Below are 17,059 nucleotides of genomic sequence, written 5' to 3'. Positions count from 1 at the left end.
CCCGGACGTGAATCGCAACCTGAGATGTCGCGAAGGCATGTGATGTCCGGCCAGACGGCATCACAGGTGCGGGCGACGCCCCCGTGATGCAGGCGCAGTCTGCCGCCAGAAGGTTGCAGGAGGCTTAAGCGCGGGCGCGATGGCTGCCGCGGCGTACCTTCGCCCTCAACGGGCCGGGGGCGCAGCGTCCGCCCGCCGGGTGCCGACCGCGGCCTGGATGAGGGCCCGGGCGTCGTCCCCGCCCCATTCCGCGGGGCCGGCCAGATAGGCCATCTCGCAGCCGTCGCGGTCCACCAGAAGGGTGGTGGGCAGCCCGAAGCCGCGGCCGACCGTGCGCAGGGACTGGAAGGTCCGGGTGGCGGGATCGGCGAAATAGGCGAGGTGCTTCACTCCGATGTCGGAGAGGAACGTACGCGGCTTCTCCGGGTCGCGGGTGTCCAGATTGATGGCCACCACCTGGAAGTCCGGCCCGCCGGCCGCCCCCTCCAGGGCGTCGAGGGCCGGCATCTCCTTGCGGCAGGGCACGCACCAGGTGGCCCAAAGATTCACCAGCAGCACCCGCCCCTTCAGATCGGAGAGGCTGACGGGCTTGCCGGCCGCATCGGTGAAGGCGAGGGGCGGCAGGCGCCGCGGCTCGGTGGCGAGGGCGAGGCCGGCCACGTCTCCCTTCACCAGCGGGGCCAGCGCACGGGCGCGCTCCACCGTGCCGGCGCAGGCCGGGTCGGCAGCGGTCGCGGCACGCTCGGGGGCGGCGCCGGCGGAGGTTTGCGCCGCCGGTGCATTGCCGGGGAGCCGGTTCATCCCGTATAGGGCGAGCGCGCCGGCCACGGCGCCCGCCAGCGTCGCCAGCGTAATCAGGCCGATTGTTCCGAACCGCCAGCGGCGTCCGCCGGCCGGCGTGCCGGGGCGGGTTTCTGGTTCATCGGTGGCGTGGGGCGGGTCGGCATCGGTCATCAGCGGAGGGTCCGTCATGAGCAACAAGATGTGGGGCGGGCGGTTCAGCTCCGCCCCCGACGCCATCATGGAGGAGATCAACGCCTCCATCGGCTTCGACCAGCGTCTTTATGCGCAGGACATTGCCGGCTCCAAGGCCCACGCGAAGATGCTCGCGGCCCAGGGCATCGTGGCGGCGAAAGATGCCGACAAGATCGCCAAGGGTCTAGACACGATCCTGTCAGAGATCGAGGCGGGCAAATTCTCCTTCCGGCGCGAGCTGGAGGACATCCACATGAACGTGGAATCGCGCCTCGCCGAACTTATCGGCGCGCCGGCCGGGCGCCTGCACACCGCCCGCTCGCGCAACGACCAGGTGGCCACCGACTTCCGTCTTTATGTGCGCGACACGCTGGACGCCCTCGACGCGCAGCTGGCCGACCTCCAGCGCGCGCTGGCGGAAAAGGCGCTGGCCCACGCCGCCACCGTCATGCCCGGCTTCACCCATCTGCAGACCGCCCAGCCGGTCACCTTCGGCCACCACCTGATGGCCTATGTGGAGATGGTGGCGCGCGACCGCGGCCGCCTCGCCGATGCGCGCAAGCGGCTGAACGAATGCCCGCTGGGCTCGGCGGCGCTGGCCGGCACCTCCTTCCCCATCGACCGCGAGGCGACGGCGCAGGCGCTGGGCTTCGACCGGCCCACCGCCAATTCGCTGGATGCCGTCTCCGACCGCGACTTCGTAATGGAGACCCTGGCCGCCGCCTCCATCTGCGCCGTGCACCTCTCGCGCTTCGCCGAGGAGGTGGTGATCTGGACCTCGCCGTCGTTCGCGCTGGTGAAGCTGTCCGACGCCTTCACCACCGGCTCGTCCATCATGCCGCAGAAGCGCAACCCGGACGCCGCCGAGCTGGTGCGCGCCAAGGCCGGGCGCATCATCGGCGCGCTCACCGGCATCCTGGTGGTGATGAAGGGCCTGCCGCTGGCCTATGCCAAGGACATGCAGGAGGACAAGGAAGGCGCGTTCGATGCCTTCTCCGCCCTGTCCCTGGTGGTGGCCGCCAGCGCCGGCATGGTGCGCGACCTGGTGCCCGACGAGAAGCGCATGGAGAAGGCGGCGGGCCAGGGCTATTCCACCGCCACCGACCTGGCCGACTGGCTGGTGCGGGCGCTGAACATTCCCTTCCGCGAGGCGCACCACATCACCGGCCGCATCGTCGGACTGGCCTCGGATGCGGGCGTGCCCCTGCACAAGGTGCCCCTCGCGCAGATGCAGGAGGTGGACGGCCGCATCACGGCGGATGTGTTCTCCGTGCTTTCGGTGGTGCGCTCGGTGCGCAGCCGCACGTCCTATGGCGGCACGGCGCCGTCGCGGGTGCGCGCCCAGGCCCGGCGCTGGCTGAAGCGTTTGGGAGACAGTGCGGCGTGAACTTGCCTCGCATCGGCGCCCTGCGGCGGCGGGGGCTCGCCTTTGCCGCATCGCCGGCTATAGTGGCGGCGACTTTTCCCGGAAGGGCTCGGCCCGAAATGCTTCGCCTTCGAATTCTTCTGGCCCTTTGCGGCACCCTCGCCGTCGCCGCGTGCGGCGTGAAGGGGCCGCTGGAGCCGCCGCCCGGCGCGCAGGCCGCGCCGCCCCCGTCCAAACCCGCCGCCGCTGCGACGGCGGAGGGCAGCTATGTGGCGCCCCGCAGTTCCACGGACATCCAAAACTCGGCCACCCCCCACGCCGACTGGCAGACGCAGAAGAAGCCCACGTCCAGTGGCTCCCAGCTCCTGCAAGGCGTGCAGCGGCCGCAGCAACCCTTCATTCTCGACGGCCTGCTCTGACGCAGGCCGCCGACCTCTGACGCGCGGGCGCACCGCCATGGCTCCCGCGCGCTGCGTTCCCGGACTGCCCCGTCTCCATGCATCATTTCAGCTACCGCAACGGCCGCCTCTTCGCCGAGGATGTGGACCTCACCTCCCTCGCCGCGGACGTGCGAACGCCGTTCTATTGCTATTCCTCGGCCACCCTTGAGCGGCACTATCGCGTGTTCATGGAGGCGTTCGCGGGGCGCGACGTGCTCCTGTGCTATGCGCTGAAGGCCAATTCCAACCAGTCGGTGATCGCCACCCTGGCCCGGCAGGGCGCGGGGGCGGACATCGTTTCGGCCGGCGAGCTGCGGCGCGCCCTCGCCGCCGGGGTGCCTGCCGCACGCATCGTCTTTTCCGGGGTGGGCAAGACCCGCGACGAGATGGCCGAGGCGCTGGCCGCCGGCATCCTGTGCTTCAACGTGGAGAGCGAGCCCGAGCTTGCCGCCCTCTCCGAGGTGGCGCAGGCCATGGGGCGCGTGGCCCCCATCTCCGTTCGCGTCAATCCGGATGTGGATGCGAAGACCCACAAGAAGATCTCCACCGGCAAGTCGGCCACCAAGTTCGGCATCCCCATATCCCGCGCGCGGGAGGTCTATGACCGCGCCGCCCGCCTGCCCGGCCTGGCGGTGCGCGGCGTGGACATGCATATCGGCAGCCAGATCACCGACATGGCGCCGTTCGACAATGCGGTGACCCTGCTGGCGGAACTGGCGCGGGACCTGATCGCCGCCGGCCACGCTTTGCATCACATGGATCTCGGCGGCGGGCTGGGCGTGCCCTATGCCGCCTCGGACCCGGTTCCGCCCAGCCCTGAGGCCTATGCCGCGGTGGTCAACCGCGCGCTCGGCGACCTGCGCCTGCCCCTGGTGTTCGAGATGGGGCGGATGCTGGTGGCCAATGCCGGCATCCTGGTCACGCAGGTGATCTATGTGAAGCAGGGGGAGGGGAAGACCTTCGTGGTGGTGGACGCCGCCATGAACGACCTCATCCGCCCCACTCTCTACGAGGCGCACCACGACATCGTCCCGGTAGCCGAGCCGGCGGCCGATGCGCAAATGGTGATTGCCGACGTGGTGGGCCCGGTATGCGAAACCGGCGATTTCCTCGCCCTCGACCGGCCGCTGCCGGCGCTGAAGGCCGGCGACCTGCTGGCGGTGATGACCGCCGGCGCCTATGGCGCGGTGCAGTCCGGCACCTACAACACGCGCCCCCTTGTGCCGGAAGTGCTGGTGCGGGGCGCGGCGGCGGCGCTGGTGCGCCCGCGGTTCACCGCCGAGGAGATCATCGCGCTCGACCGCCGGGCGCCCTGGCTGGACTGAGCCGGGGCCGTTCGGCCCGCCTTCAGCAGACCACGCGGCGCTCCGCGATATAAGCGTGGAGCGCTTCCTCGGTCATCGGGCGGCCGAGATAGAAGCCCTGCACCTCGTCGCAGGCATCGGCCTTGAGGCACTGAAGCTGGCTCTCGGTTTCCACGCCCTCCGCCACCACCTGCATGCCGAGCGCCCGGCCGAGGCCGAGGATGGCCTGCACGATGGCCAGCGCCCCCTTGCTCTGGTCGAGATCGCCGACGAAGCGGCGGTCGATCTTCAGGGCGTCGAAGGGGAAGGTGCGCAGGTATCCCAGGGAGGAATAGCCGGTTCCGAAATCGTCCATGGACAGCCGCACCCCGAGGCCCTTCAGGCGTTCGAGGATGTCGAGGGCCTTGTCGGTGTTCTCGATCAGCACGCTTTCGGTGATCTCGAGCTCCAGCCGGTGCGCCGGCAGATCGGTGGCCTTGAGCACCGATTCCACGGTGGTCACCAGCTCCCCGCCGCGGAACTGCACGACCGAGACATTCACCGAGACATTCAGCTCCGGCAGGCGGGAGATGGTGTCGCATGCCTTGCGCAGCACCCATTCCCCGAGTGGAACCACGAGCCCGCTCTTCTCCGCCAGCGGCACGAACTCGTCCGGCACCAGGCGGCCCAGCTGGGGATGGTCCCAGCGGATGAGCGCCTCCACGCCGAGCAACTGCAACGTCTTGGCATCGCAGCGCGGCTGGAACAACAGCACGAACTCGTTGGCGGTGATGGCGCGGCGCAGGTCGCCTTCCAGCGTGCGCCGGCCGGCCAGTTCGTCATTCATGTCGGCGGCGAAGAAGCAGCAGGCGCCGGGCCCCTCGCTCCTGGCCCGCGCCAGCGCCAGCTCGGCGCAGTGCAGAAGGGCATCCGCCTCCTCGGCATCCTGCGGGGCAAGGGTGATGCCGATGTCGGCGGTGGGGTAGGCGACGCCGCCGCCGGGCAGGGTGAAGGGGACGCCGAGGGCGGTCTGCAGCCGGCGGAACAGCCCCTCCACGGAACGCGCGCCGGTGAGGCCGGTGGCGACCACCACGAATTCGTCCGCGCCCACCCGGGCCACGAGGTCGTTGTCGCGGATGCAGCGCCGGATGCGCCGGGCCGCCTCGGCGAGCACGAGGTCACCCGCGGTAAGGCCGAAGGTCTCGTTGATATGCTTGAAGTTGTCGATATCGAGGGCGAAGACCGCAAGCGCGCGCTGTCCTTCCCGCGGGGAGCTGAGCGCGCCCGCGAGAAACTCCATCATCAGGACGCGGTTCGGCAGACTGGTCACCGGGTCGTGCAGCGCAAGATACTCCGACTTCCAGGGGCCTCCCGCTACATCGTTGGCGTCGCTCACCATTTACTTCAGCCGATTGTTTTCCGCCGGTGCGTTGCGCGGTCCGCAGATGCAGCAACTCCCCGGCGAGGTTTTCCTCCCCGTCCCGGGACCTGCTTACACCGGTTTGGGCGCAAACCGAAATCCCGGGCATGTTGACTGCAGGCTTGAGCGGGAGCAAGCGCCATGTCACGGCACGGTGCCGCACGCTCAGGTTTCCGCTCCGGCGGCCTGCGCCTCGGCGAGCCGGGCCTGGCGGGGCAGGTCCAGCACCACCCGCATCACCGAATGATCATCGGCGCTGGGACCCACCTTGAAGCCGAGGTCCTCGGCGAGGTGCAGCATCGGGCCGTTCTCGCGCAGCACGTCGCCGAACACGCGGGACAGGCCCCGCTTCCTGGCATGGCTGAGGATTTCCGACATGAGACGGAAGCCGAGGCCTTTGCCCTTCATGTCGGAGCGCACCATGATGGCGTATTCGGCTTCCTCATTGTCCGGGTCGGCGATGATGCGCACCACGCCGCAGATGTCGCCATTGTCTTCCACCGCCACGAAGGCCATCTCGCGGTCATAGTCGATCTGCGACAGGCGCGCGGCCATGAGGTGGGGGAAGTCCTTCACGGAGCCGAGGAAGCGCATGCGCACGTCCTGCGGGTCGGAGCGGTGCACCACGTCCACCAGCCCGGGCTCGTCCTCGGGCCGGATCGGGCGCAGGGCCACGCAGGAGCCGTCGGTCAGCTCCAGCACCTTCTCCTGCTCGGCCGGATAGGGCTTGATGGCGAAGCGGTGGGTGCCCTCCACCCGGGTGGGGTGGACGATGATGCGCGCATCCAGCGCGATGACGCCGTTCTCGTCCGCCAGCAGCGGATTGATGTCGAGCTCGGCGATCTGCGGCAGGTCGGCCAGCAGCTCGGCGATCTTGATCAGGGTCCCGGCGATGGCGTCCATGTCGGCGGGGGGATGGTCGCGATAGCCGGCCAGCAGGCGGGCGACGCGGGTATGCTGGATCATGTCCCGGGCCAGCACGCCATTGAGCGGCGGCAGGGCGACCGAGCGGTCGCTGATGACCTCCACCGCCGTGCCGCCCTGGCCGAACAGCACCACCGGGCCGAAGGTGGGGTCGTGGGCGATGCCGGCGATGCAGCTCCTGCGCATTGGGCCGGCGGACCATGGCCTGCACCGTGAAGCCCTCGACGCGGGCACCGGGGCGCTTTTCCGCCACCGACGCGATGATGGCCCGGCAGGCATCCTCCACCGCCGTGGCGCCGCGCAGGTCGAGCCGCACCCCGCCCACGTCGGACTTGTGGGTGAGGTCGTGAGACAGCACCTTGACCACCACCGGACCGCCGATCTCCTCGGCGAGGCGCCCGGCCTCCTCGGGGGAGGCGGCCACCCGGGTGTCCACCACGGGAATGTCATAGGCCGCCAGAACCGTCTTGGCCTCGGCCTCGCTGAGGGCGCTGCGCCCGGCCGCCAGCACCTGCTCCACCAGCTTGCGCGCCTGGTCCCGGTCCGGCTGCTCGAAGCAGCGTGCGGGGGGCGTTTCCATCAGCAGCGACTGGTTGCGCTGGTAGGAGACGAGGTGGCCGAAGGCGCGCACGGCCTCTTCGGGCGTGTCATAGGTGGGAATCCGGCGGGTGGCGAACCGCTGCCGCGCCTTGGCGGCCGCCGTCTCGCCCAGCCAGCAGGTGAGCACCGGCGCCCGCGGGCGGGTTTCCAGCACGGAGACCACGGCCTCGGCCGCCTGCGCGCTGTCGGCGACGGCATGGGGGCTGTTCAGCACCAGCACGGCGTCCGAACCCTTGTCGGCCAGGAGGGCGGTCAGCGCGGCAGCGTAGCGTGCGCCATTGGCGTCGCCCTGGATGTTCACCGGGTTGGAGTGGGACCAGGAGGACGGCAGGGCCTTGTCGAGCACCTCCATGCCCGCGGGCGTGATGCTGCCCAGGTGCCCGGCGGTGCCTTCCAGGGCATCCACCGCCATCACCCCCGGCCCGCCGCCATTGGTGAGCACCGCGAGGCGGTCGCCGGCGAGGCGGACGCCCGACGACAAAGTGGTGACCGCCTCGAACAGCTCGCGCAGCTCCTGCACCCGCAGCATGCCGGCGCGGCGGAAGGCGGCGTCATAGACGAGATCGCTGCCCGCCAGCACGCCGGTGTGCGACAGGGCCGCCCTGGCACCGGCCGCGCTGCGGCCGGCCTTGATGACGATGACCGGCTTGGCGCGGGCCGCGATGCGCCCGGCGGACATGAACTTGCGCGCGTCGGTGACGTTTTCCACGTAGAGCAGGATGGCGCGCGTGGTGTTGTCGAGGGCGAGGTGATCCAGCATGTCGCCGAAATCCACGTCCGCGCCCTCGCCAAGCGCCATCACGTGGGAGAAGCCGAAGCCGCGGGCATGGGCCCAGTCGAGCACGGCCGCGGTCATGCCGTCCGACTGGCTGACGAAGGCCACGTCGCCCTTGGCCGGCATCAGGTGGGCGAGGCTGGCATTGACGTGGGCGCGGGTGGAAAGGAAGCCCAGGCCGTTGGGGCCGACGATGCGCAGCAGGTGCGGCCGCGCCGCATCCAGCATCTTCTGCCGCAGGTCCGGGTCCTCGTGGCGCTCGCCGGGGCCGTAGCCGGCGGCCAGGACCACGGCGGCGCGGCAGCCGCGGGCGCCGAGCTGGGCGATCACCTCCGGCGCCGCCTCCGGGAGGGTCGCCACCACGGCAAGGTCCACCGGAATCGGCAGGTCGGCCACCGAGCTGTAGTTCAGGGAGGAGCGGATGGCCCGCTCCTTGGGGTTGACGGTGAGAATCGGTCCCTCGAAGCCGGCTTCAAACAGGTTGCGGGCCACCAGGGCCCCGATGGACCCGGAGCGGTTGCTGGCCCCTATGAGGGCGATGGCGCGCGGATGGAAAAGGGCATCGAGATTGCGGGTGGTCATGGCGGCCTCGGTCCTGCGGTGTCCCGGCGCCGGATGATCCGGTCCGGGCGAAGGTACGCACGCGAATGACGTAAGGAAAGGTCGGTGAATGCCAATTGCCGATGATGGCCCGGGAGCGCGACAGTCTTTAGACGGCCGCTGGGCCTGGCTTGTCCCGTGGGGACGCGCTCAGCAGGGGTGGGAGCGCGCGAAGCTGTCGCGCACGGCCTCGCTCAGCTGGTTGCCGAGCAATGGCTTCTCGATGATGGCGACCCCCTGCGCATTGGCCCGGCGGCGGACATGCAGGGCGGGGTTGGAGGTGATGAGGAAGGCGGGAAGGTGGACGTCGCGCCGGTCCAGCTCGCGCAGCAGGTCCAGCCCGTTGATGCCGGGCATATTGTAATCGACGATCATGCAGCCGCCGCGCGAGATGTTCGCCGCAAGCACATCTTCCGAGCACGCATAGGTGCACACGCTGAAGCCGTCGATCTCCAGCGCGAACTTCAGCGAGCTGCACACCGCCGGGTCGTCGTCAACGATGTGGACGACCCAACCCGGCGTCTCGGCGGATGCGATCATGGCCCTCAATCCTCCCACGACCCGCTCGTGGGTCCACGTGGTCGGTACCGGCAATCTACTTTGGGAGGGGGTGGCGGGCCTTGCGTTAGATCAAGCGGTGCGCGGATGCACCGCACTGTTGCCATTCGGTCACGCCGCCTTGGGGGTGATGCCCGCCAGCAGCGCCATGCGCACCAGTTCCGAGAGGCTTTGCGCCTTCATCTTGGTCATCACGTTCGCCCGGTAGACTTCCACCGTCCGCGGGCTGATTCCCAGTTCGTAGGCGATGGTCTTGTTGGCCTGGCCGGCGACAAGGCATTCCAGCACCTGCCGTTCCCGGTGGGACAAAGCGGCGATGCGGTCGGCCACCTGCTCGCGCAGGGCGTCATGCCGGGTGGACTTCTCCCGCCGGGCGAGGGCGGCCTTCACCGTGTCGAGGATGGCCACGTCGTCGAACGGCTTTTCCAGGAAGTCGGCGGCGCCGAGCTTCATGGCCTCCACCGCGAGGGGCACGTCGCCGTGCCCGGTGACGACGATCACCGGCACCGTGCAGCCCTTTTCCAGCAGGTGCTGCAGCAGGTCGATGCCGGTCATGTCCGGCATGCGCACGTCGGTGATGATGCAGCTGATGTGCGGATCGGCGCCCGGTAGTCCGGCTTCCACGAAATGGCGCGCCGAAGGGTGCTCGTGCACCACATGGCCGGCGGTCGCCAGGAGGAAGGCGAGCGACTGGCGCACGGCTTCGTCGTCGTCGATGACGTGGATCACGGCAGTGTCGGATGCCGTCGCCTCACTCATGGACCGCCACCTCCTCGCCGACCGCACGCAACGTGAAGCGGAAAATGGCGCCGCCCTCCGGGTTCGGCTCGGCCCAGATGCGCCCGCCATGCCCTTCGATGATGGTGCGGGAGATGGACAGGCCCACCCCCATGCCGTGCTGCTTGGTGGTGACGAAGGGCGTGAAGAGCTGGGCGCCGACCTCCCCGGAAATGCCGTGTCCGGTGTCCTTGACGCTGATCATCACCATCTCGTCCTCTGCCGGCTCGGTCTGCACCAGAAGCTGTCGCCGCGGTGCCTCCATCATTGCCTCCAGCGCGTTGCGCATCAAGTTCAGCAGCACCTGCTGCACCTGCACCTTGTCGGCCAGCACCAGGTCGCATCTGGGATCATACTGGAACCGGACCTGAATGCCGTGCTCCTTGGCGCCCACCAGGGCCAAGGCGCTTGCCTCCTCCACCAGCTTGGAGAGGGTTTCCACCCGCCGCTCGCTTTCCCCGCGGGAGACGAAATCCCGCAGGCGGCGGATGATCTGCCCGGCGCGCAGGGCCTGCTCGCCGGCCTTTTCCAGGGCGCCCTGGAGCATTTCCACCTTCACCGCCCCGCCGTCCAGCAGCCGGCGCGAACCCTTGATGTAATTGGCGATGGCGGACAGCGGCTGGTTCAGCTCGTGGGCCAGGGTGGAGGCCATCTCTCCCATGGCGGTGAGGCGGGAGATGTGCACCAGCTCCGCCTGCAGCTCCTGCAGCCGCGCCTCCGTCTCCTGTCGCTCGGTGAGATCGCGGATGAAGCCGGTGAAGAAGCGCTCGGAGGCGGACCGCATCTCGCCCACAGCCAGCTCCATGGGGAAGGTGGAGCCGTCCTTGCGCTCGCCCACCACCACGCGGCCGATGCCGATGATGCGGCGTTCTCCGGTTGTCAGATACCGCAATATATAGCCGTCATGGGCTTGCCGGTGGGGCTGCGGCATGAGGACGGAGACATTCTGCCCGATGGCCTCCGCCGCAGTGTAGCCGAACAGGCGCTCGGCAGTGGCGGAGAAGGACCGCATGATGCCGCGCTCGTCGATCACCACCATGGCGTCGGGCACGGTGTCGAGGATGGAGGAGAGGTGCGCCTCGCGGGCGAGCAGCTCCCGGTTGCGGGCGGTGGCATCGACCCGGGTCTGCCGCAGCCGTTCGCCGAGAATGGCGATGCCGAGGCCGACTGCGACAAACAGCGCGGCGGCGCCGTAGTCCAGTCCGCCAGTGCCGTCGAAGGCCAGGACCAGGGCGGCCCCGCCCGCAAGCATGGCCGCCAGCGCGCCGGCTCCGGCCGCCAGGCCCCGTCCGCTCACGATGATGACCGCGGCCAGCCCCAGCAGGAGGCCTTCCGCGCGCAGCGGGCCGATGCCCGCAAACTGGCATGCCGCCAGCGCAATCGCAGCAGCCGCGGTGCCGCGCAGCAGGTCCAGCGCCATGGCGCGGATGCGCCGGCGCGGCGCTCCGCTGGCCGCAATCGAGAATTGTGTCCCGGTCCCCATGCCGTAGTTCGGCACCTGCGTTCCACCTCCGTGATTCTACCTAAGGGGACCGACTTAAGGATTCGATCCGAATTTTTCCCATGCCTTCTGCCGGTTATCCCTTCTTCAACACAGATGGAAGGGTCACCCCGATGCCGAGCCCCGCCGCAGCGACCGCCCACACTGCCTACGCCCAGACCCTTTCCGCCGGAAAGTGGAGCGAAGACAGCGAGTCCCGCACCCCCCGCGACGTGGTGGGCCGCCTTGGCGTTGTTGCCAGCTACGGTCGGAACGCCGAGATCTTCGGTGAAGACCAGCTTGCCGAGCACATCTACATTGTTCTCTCGGGTGCGGTGCGCATTTGCAAGCTCCTTGGCGATGGCCGGCGGCAGATCGAGACCTTCTGCCTCGCCGGCGACGTATTCGGCTGGGAGACCGCGCCCCGCCACCGCTTTTCCGCGGAGGCCGTGAGCGAATGCAAGGTGATCCGCATCAAGCGGTCCATCCTGTTCGCCCGCGCCACCGATGACGCCGAGCTGTCCCATGCCTTGTGGGCGTTGACCGTGGCCGAGCTGAGCCGGGCGCAGAGCCATCTGCTCGTCCTCGGCCGCAAGACGGCGCAGGAGCGGGTGGCGACCTTCCTGCTCGACATGGCGCAGCGCTCCGGCAACTGCCAGGGCGCCAACGGGGTCGAGGTGACCCTGCCCATGTCCCGCCAGGACATTGCCGACTTCCTCGGCCTCACCATCGAAACCGTATCCCGCACCCTCACGCATCTGGAAGAGACCGCCGCCATCGCGCTGCCCTCGTCGCGCCGGGTGGTGCTGCGCGACGGCTCGGCGCTGCGGCGCCTCAATTCCTGATCGGCTTCCTCCCGGCCCGCCGCGGTCAACGTCCGCGGCGGTTGTTCCTCGGCACGTCCGGCTTAAACCGCCGCGGCGTGCCGTTTCTTTTCCGGCGCCTGCGCCAGGCTCGCGGCAAGGCGGGCGTCGAACACGGCGCACACCACGCGTGTGAAGGGGCGCGCCGCCTCCGGCACCTCCACCACCGCGCCGTGACGCAAGGCGATGCCGTCCGCCACCAGCGGCTCCAGCCGCTCCAGCTCCGGCGCGAAGGTTCCGCGCGGAAAGCCGAACAGGGCGCAGGACGCGTCGAGATCCACCGCCAGGTCGCACATGAGCCGTTCGATCACATGGCGGCGCAGGCGGTCCTCCGCAGACACTGCGATGCCACGGGCGATGGGAAGCTGCCCCGCCGCGACGCTGGCATGCCATTGGGGGGTGGAGGCGATGTTCTGCACATAGCCCTGCGGCAGGGCGCCGATGGCGGAGGCGCCGAAGCCGAGGAGCACCGGGGCGTCGTCCGTGGTGTAGCCCTGGAAGTTCCGCTTCAAGGTGCCGTCCGCCGCCCGCTGCGCCATGGGGTCCGCGGCCTTGGCGAAATGGTCCAGCCCCACCTGCCGGTAGCCGCGCTCGGCGAGCAGCGCCGCCACCTCCTCCGCCTGCGCCAGGCGCGCGGCGGCGCCGGGAAGCGCGGCTTCGGGGATGAGGGCCTGATGCTTCTTCATCCACGGCACATGGGCATATCCGAACACGGCGATGCGATCGGGATCGAGGCCCAGGGCCTCCTCCACCGTACGGCGCACCGAGGCCACGTCCTGATGGGGCAGGCCATACATGAGGTCGAGGTTGAGGGCGGTGATGCCGGCCGCGCGCAACGCGTCGGCCACGTCGCGGGTCTGGGCGTAGGACTGGACCCGGCCGATGGCCTTCTGCACCGCCGGGTCGAAATCCTGCACGCCGAGGCTGGCGCGGTTGAAGCCCTCGCGGGCGAGGGTGGCCACCTTGTCCGCGTCCATCACCCGCGGGTCGATCTCGATGGCGATCTCGGCATCATCGGCAAAATCGAAGGCGGCCCGCAGGGCGCCCATCACCGCGGCGAAGTCCTCGTCCGCCAGCATGGTGGGGGTGCCGCCACCGAAATGCAGGTGGCTGAGGGCGAGGCGGCCCGGAAGCTGCGCCGCCACGCGGCCGATCTCCTCCACCAGGCGATCGGCATAGGCCTTCACCGGGGTGCGGGAGCGGGCCACAGCGGTCTGGCAGCCGCAATAGAGGCAGAGCTCGGCGCAGAACGGCACATGGACATAGGCCGAAACGCTCGCGCCGTGCGGCACGGCGGCGAGCCATGCGGCATAGGTGGCGGCATCGACGTCCGTGCTGAAATGGGGCGCCGTCGGGTAGCTGGTGTAGCGCGGCACCGGCTGCCCGTAGCGGGCGAGCAGGGTATCTCTATCGGGGCGGGTCATGGCAGCAACCATGCGGCGTGGACCCATGCCCTGCCTTGATGTGGCGCAAGGCCGCGGCGCCGCGCCGCAGCCGCCGGAGCGGTGTTTTCTCGCCGGGCCGCAGGCCGGTTCACCACCCGCAGGAGGCCGCGCCGCGGCGCCCTGCGGGCGGATCGCGCTTCAGTAGGAGAGGAACGCCCCGGCGAAGATGCCTTCCGCCCGGTCGTCTCCGGCGAGCTTGAAGCGATATTGCATGGTGAGGTCGAGATAGGACCGCGGGGCGGTGTATTCGTCCTCGTTGAACCAGTAGCGCATGGTCACCCCCGGGCCGGCGCCCAGGGCGAACGGGGTGGCGAGCCCGGTGTCGTAGCCGCCGCCGAGGGCGAGGTAGGGCCACAGCACCAGCCGGTCGGAGAGGGCATCCATGCGGAAGGCGTGGCCGTAGCGCGCCTCGAAGGTGGCGATGGTCTGCGGCTGCATCACGAAATAATTGTAGTCGCCGTAGATCTGCCAGGCCCGCCAATTGTCCACGTCCACCCGCAGGTCCGTGCCCTCCGCCTTGGAATAGGCCACGCGTAGGAGCACGTCGTCGCGGGCATACTGGCCGACGGGGAAGAGGTAGGACGCCTCGAACACCAGGTTTTCGGTCTTCAGCGGCTTCCAGCGGGCGCCGACCGATCCCTGGATGGTGTCCACACCGGTGGCGCCGCCCGATTCGTCATAGACCGTGCCGAAGCTGCGGACGAAGACCTCGAAGATGGAGCCATCCCGATAGCCGATGCCCGGGGGCCGCCAGTAGATTTCGGCGCCGGCGCCGACGGTCCGGTTGGTGCCGCCGGTGGCCGGGACGAGGTATGATCCGGGCGCGACGCCCACCGGGCCGTAGCTCACCGAGGCGTAGGCGCCCCAGGTGCGTGTCAGTTCGGCCACCTCGCGGCGCAGGCCGAAGGCATATTGCGGATCGAGCTGGAGCTTGCCTTCGCGGTTCTCATCGATGGCGGCCTTGAAATACTCCACCGCTTCCGCGTTGTGATAGGTGCGCCGGGCATTGTAGCCGGCATTGACCAGGTTGGAGCCGCGCAGCTGCATGCGGCTGTTGGCCTCCGAGAAATACTGGTAGGCCAGCTCGTCTTCGCCCGCCTGGCTGGCGAGCACGGCGAGATCCACGTTGCTCATGCCGCGCAGCTCGCCGCGATTGTAGGCCTCGGTGAAGATCTGCCGGGCCTCCTGGGTGCGCCCGAGCTGGGAGAGCACGCCAAGGCGGGCCGAAAGCATGGAGAGCCGTTCTTCCCGGTTGCGGGCCCGGGCGGCGGCGCGGGTGAATGCGTCGAGCGCGCCCTCCTTGTCGCCGAGGGTGAGGTAGGCATAGCCGAGCCGCGCCTGCACCTCGTAGCTGTCCTCCCCCGCCAGGGGCTCCAGCGCCCAGATGGCAAGCTCGGGCTGCTTGGCCTGCAGGGCGGCATCGGCGAGGCTGAAGCGCACGATGCGCACCTGCGCGGCAGGCAGGTTGCGGGCCGACAGGGCGGTGCGGAAATCCTGGATGGCGCCGGCATAGTCGCGGGCCCGCATGCGCAGGTTGCCGCGCTGGACGAGGAGCGTGGCGTCCCGCGGGTTGCCGGCGAGCAGCCGGTTGGCCACGGCTTCCGCCTCCTGGTAGCGGCCGGCCGAGGTGAGGGCGTTGAGCAGCAGCACCTGGTAGTTGGTGTTGCCGGGCTCGATGTCCACCGCGCGCCGGGCCTGGCTGATGGCGGTGGCAAAATCGCGCCGCGCGAAGGCGGCATAGGCGGCGCTGGCGGCCGCATAGCCGGGGGCCGCCGGGTTGAGACCCGCGGCGCCGGCCACCTGCATGGCCTGGCCGGAGAAGATGGAGCAGATGATGCCGTAGCTGGTGGGCTGGCACAGCACCACGGGGGCCATCAGGGCCGGCCGCGCCGCCGCGGGCGACTTCACCAGCGCTTCCGCCTGCTTGCGGACCGCGGCGACCTCCTTGTTGCGTTCGGCGTCGAGGGGCTCCAGCAGCTTCACCGCCGCATCGGCCTGGCCGGCGGCCATGGCCGCATTGGCCGCGATCAGGCGATAGTTGAGATCTTCCAGATCGGTCAGCACGTTGCTGGCGAGGGCGCGGTCGAACTCCGCTGCCGCCTCGTCCCTCTGCCCCAGCTTCTGCAGCAGGTAGCCGCGCAGCATGTGCGGCAGCGGCTCCTTGTCGTTGTCCGCCACGGCGGCGCTGGCGGCGGCCTCGGCTTCCTTGATCTGGCCGGAGGCCATCAGGGCATGAATGAGGATGATGCGGAACACCAGGGCATCGGGGGCGCGCTCCACCGCCTGCCGGGCTTGCGTCACGGCGGCGGCGGCCTTGCCGCGTCCGATGTCCTTGATGGCCTGCACCGCCAGCGGCTCGGCGAGGCGCTTCTCGTTGGCCGCGCGCAGGGCCAGAAGGGTGGGGTCGCTGTCGCCCTGGGCGATGGCGTCGCGGATGGCTTCGTCCAGCTCCTTGAACTTCTTGGCGCGCTCCAGCGTGTCCACCAGCAGGCGCCGCCAGGACGAGTTGCCGGGATTGTCCTTCAGGGCCTCGCGGATGCGGGTGGCCGCAAGGGCATCATTGCCGTCGCGATAGGCGTTGAAGGCCTCCAGCGCGGCATCATAGCCGGGGGTATCGCTCACCCCGCCGCCGGGCGGGGTGGTGGCGGGCACAAGGCTGCAGGCCGGGCCATAGGGCGTGTCGATGCACTTCTGGTAGGGCACCGGCAGCGTCTGGAGGGCGTTCTCCGGCACGCTCTTGGGGTTCTTCTCCTGGGCGCGGGCCACGCGCAGGCGCCCCGACACCGCCGGATCGCCGGGCTGGAGGGGCTCCAGCAGCTTGATGGCGCGCTGGGGGTGGCCGGCGGCGATCGCGGCATCGGCCATGACCAGGCGCACGTCGCGGTCGGTCGGGCCGGTGAGCACCTCGTCCTGCAGCGCCGTGTCGAAATCCTGCTCGGCGTCCGCAATGCGCCCGAGCCGCTCCCTCAGGTAGCCCCGCAGGGTCCGGGGCAGGAAGGAGCGCGGGTCCACATCCACCGCCTCGCCCGCCGCCTTTTCCGCCGCTTCGATCTGTCCGTCGGCGATCAGGGCGTAGACCAGCAGCATGCGGTAGCTGAGATCGTCCGGCACCAGAGCGATGGCCTTGCGCGCCAGGTCCGCCGCCACCTTCGGGTTCGCGGCCTCCAGCGCCTTGTTCGCGGCCAGGGAAGGGGCCTGCGCGAGTACCTTGCTCTGCGCCCGCAGGCGCGCGGTGATGGTCGGGTCCTTGATGCCCGCGGCGATGGCCTCATTGGCGACGGCCACCGATTCCGCGGTCTTGCCCTGGGCGTCGAGGGCATCCATCAGCAGCAGCCAGAGCCGCGGCACGTCCGGCCGCAGCTTCAGCGCCTCGCGCACGTAGGTCACCGCCTGTGCGTACTGCTTGTCGCGTTGCGCCGCATAGGCCCGGTCGGCCGCGCTCCACGCCGCGCCGGTAAGCTCCGGCGGGTCCGCGCGGGCCTGGTCCAGCGCCGGCAGGGTGAGTGCCGTTGCCGACGCGGCCAGCGTCAAGCCCAAGGCGATTCGCCTCAGG

The 17,059-nt window shown here is 69.9% G+C and carries 12 protein-coding genes and 1 pseudogene; 4 read left to right on the top strand and 9 right to left on the bottom strand.

The window, feature by feature from the left end:
* Window positions 1-165: 165 nt before the first annotated feature.
* Window positions 166-954, bottom strand: coding sequence for a thiol:disulfide interchange protein TlpA (gene tlpA, locus ACI7BZ_RS04410; protein WP_414115982.1), 789 nt, complete (start codon window positions 952-954; stop codon window positions 166-168).
* 16 nt (window positions 955-970) lie between these two features.
* Here tlpA and argH point away from each other — a divergent pair, with 16 nt between their 5' ends.
* From argH to lysA, 3 genes are all read left to right on the top strand, one after another.
* Window positions 971-2,362, top strand: coding sequence for an argininosuccinate lyase (gene argH, locus ACI7BZ_RS04405; RefSeq protein WP_414115981.1), 1,392 nt, complete (start codon window positions 971-973; stop codon window positions 2,360-2,362).
* 98 nt (window positions 2,363-2,460) lie between these two features.
* A complete protein-coding gene (gene lptM / locus ACI7BZ_RS04400) occupies window positions 2,461-2,760 on the top strand; it encodes an LPS translocon maturation chaperone LptM (protein ID WP_414115980.1) in 300 nt (99 codons plus the stop codon).
* Window positions 2,761-2,837: 77 nt separating this feature from the next.
* Window positions 2,838-4,106, top strand: a complete 1,269-nt coding sequence (gene lysA / locus ACI7BZ_RS04395; RefSeq protein WP_414115979.1) for a diaminopimelate decarboxylase — start codon at window positions 2,838-2,840, stop codon at window positions 4,104-4,106.
* Window positions 4,107-4,128: 22 nt separating this feature from the next.
* Here lysA and ACI7BZ_RS04390 read toward each other — a convergent pair whose 3' ends face one another.
* The 6 genes and pseudogenes from ACI7BZ_RS04390 to ACI7BZ_RS04365 all read right to left on the bottom strand — a co-directional run bounded on the left by ACI7BZ_RS04390 (window position 4,129) and on the right by ACI7BZ_RS04365 (window position 11,201).
* A complete protein-coding gene (locus ACI7BZ_RS04390) occupies window positions 4,129-5,460 on the bottom strand; it encodes a putative bifunctional diguanylate cyclase/phosphodiesterase (protein WP_414115978.1) in 1,332 nt (443 codons plus the stop codon).
* A gap of 189 nt (window positions 5,461-5,649) precedes the next feature.
* Complete coding sequence (locus tag ACI7BZ_RS04385; protein WP_414115977.1) at window positions 5,650-6,594, bottom strand: GNAT family N-acetyltransferase; 945 nt, start codon at window positions 6,592-6,594, stop codon at window positions 5,650-5,652.
* Between the two features lie 55 nt (window positions 6,595-6,649).
* A pseudogene (locus tag ACI7BZ_RS04380) lies at window positions 6,650-8,365 on the bottom strand (acetate--CoA ligase family protein); the annotation flags it as partial.
* A 168-nt stretch (window positions 8,366-8,533) separates the two neighbouring features.
* Complete coding sequence (locus ACI7BZ_RS04375) at window positions 8,534-8,923, bottom strand: response regulator transcription factor (RefSeq protein ID WP_414115976.1); 390 nt, start codon at window positions 8,921-8,923, stop codon at window positions 8,534-8,536.
* A gap of 129 nt (window positions 8,924-9,052) precedes the next feature.
* Window positions 9,053-9,700 (bottom strand): response regulator FixJ, encoded by a 648-nt coding sequence (fixJ, locus tag ACI7BZ_RS04370; protein WP_414115975.1) that lies wholly within the window; start codon window positions 9,698-9,700, stop codon window positions 9,053-9,055.
* The gene (locus tag ACI7BZ_RS04365) at window positions 9,693-11,201 is read right to left on the bottom strand and encodes a sensor histidine kinase (RefSeq protein WP_414119083.1); all 1,509 of its coding nucleotides are present in this window, start codon (window positions 11,199-11,201) and stop codon (window positions 9,693-9,695) included. Before ACI7BZ_RS04365 ends, fixJ begins: the two co-directional genes overlap by 8 nt.
* A gap of 131 nt (window positions 11,202-11,332) precedes the next feature.
* Between ACI7BZ_RS04365 and ACI7BZ_RS04360 the strand changes: the two genes are divergently transcribed.
* Complete coding sequence (locus ACI7BZ_RS04360) at window positions 11,333-12,043, top strand: helix-turn-helix domain-containing protein (RefSeq protein WP_414115974.1); 711 nt, start codon at window positions 11,333-11,335, stop codon at window positions 12,041-12,043.
* A gap of 62 nt (window positions 12,044-12,105) precedes the next feature.
* Here the strand turns inward: ACI7BZ_RS04360 and hemN are convergent, their stop codons facing one another.
* The gene (gene hemN / locus ACI7BZ_RS04355) at window positions 12,106-13,485 is read right to left on the bottom strand and encodes an oxygen-independent coproporphyrinogen III oxidase (protein ID WP_414115973.1); all 1,380 of its coding nucleotides are present in this window, start codon (window positions 13,483-13,485) and stop codon (window positions 12,106-12,108) included.
* Window positions 13,486-13,644: 159 nt separating this feature from the next.
* Window positions 13,645-17,043 carry a bacteriophage N4 adsorption protein A gene (locus ACI7BZ_RS04350; protein WP_414115972.1) on the bottom strand — a complete coding sequence of 1,133 codons (3,399 nt, stop codon included), beginning with the start codon at window positions 17,041-17,043 and terminating at the stop codon, window positions 13,645-13,647.
* Between the last annotated feature and the right edge of the window lie 16 nt (window positions 17,044-17,059).

Origin of the sequence: Xanthobacter sp. AM11 (genome assembly GCF_047444035.1) — a bacterium.
GTDB lineage: Bacteria > Pseudomonadota > Alphaproteobacteria > Rhizobiales > Xanthobacteraceae > Xanthobacter.
The sequence above is the reverse complement of the archived record's forward strand: the minus strand, read 5'-3'. Positions and strand labels throughout refer to the sequence as shown.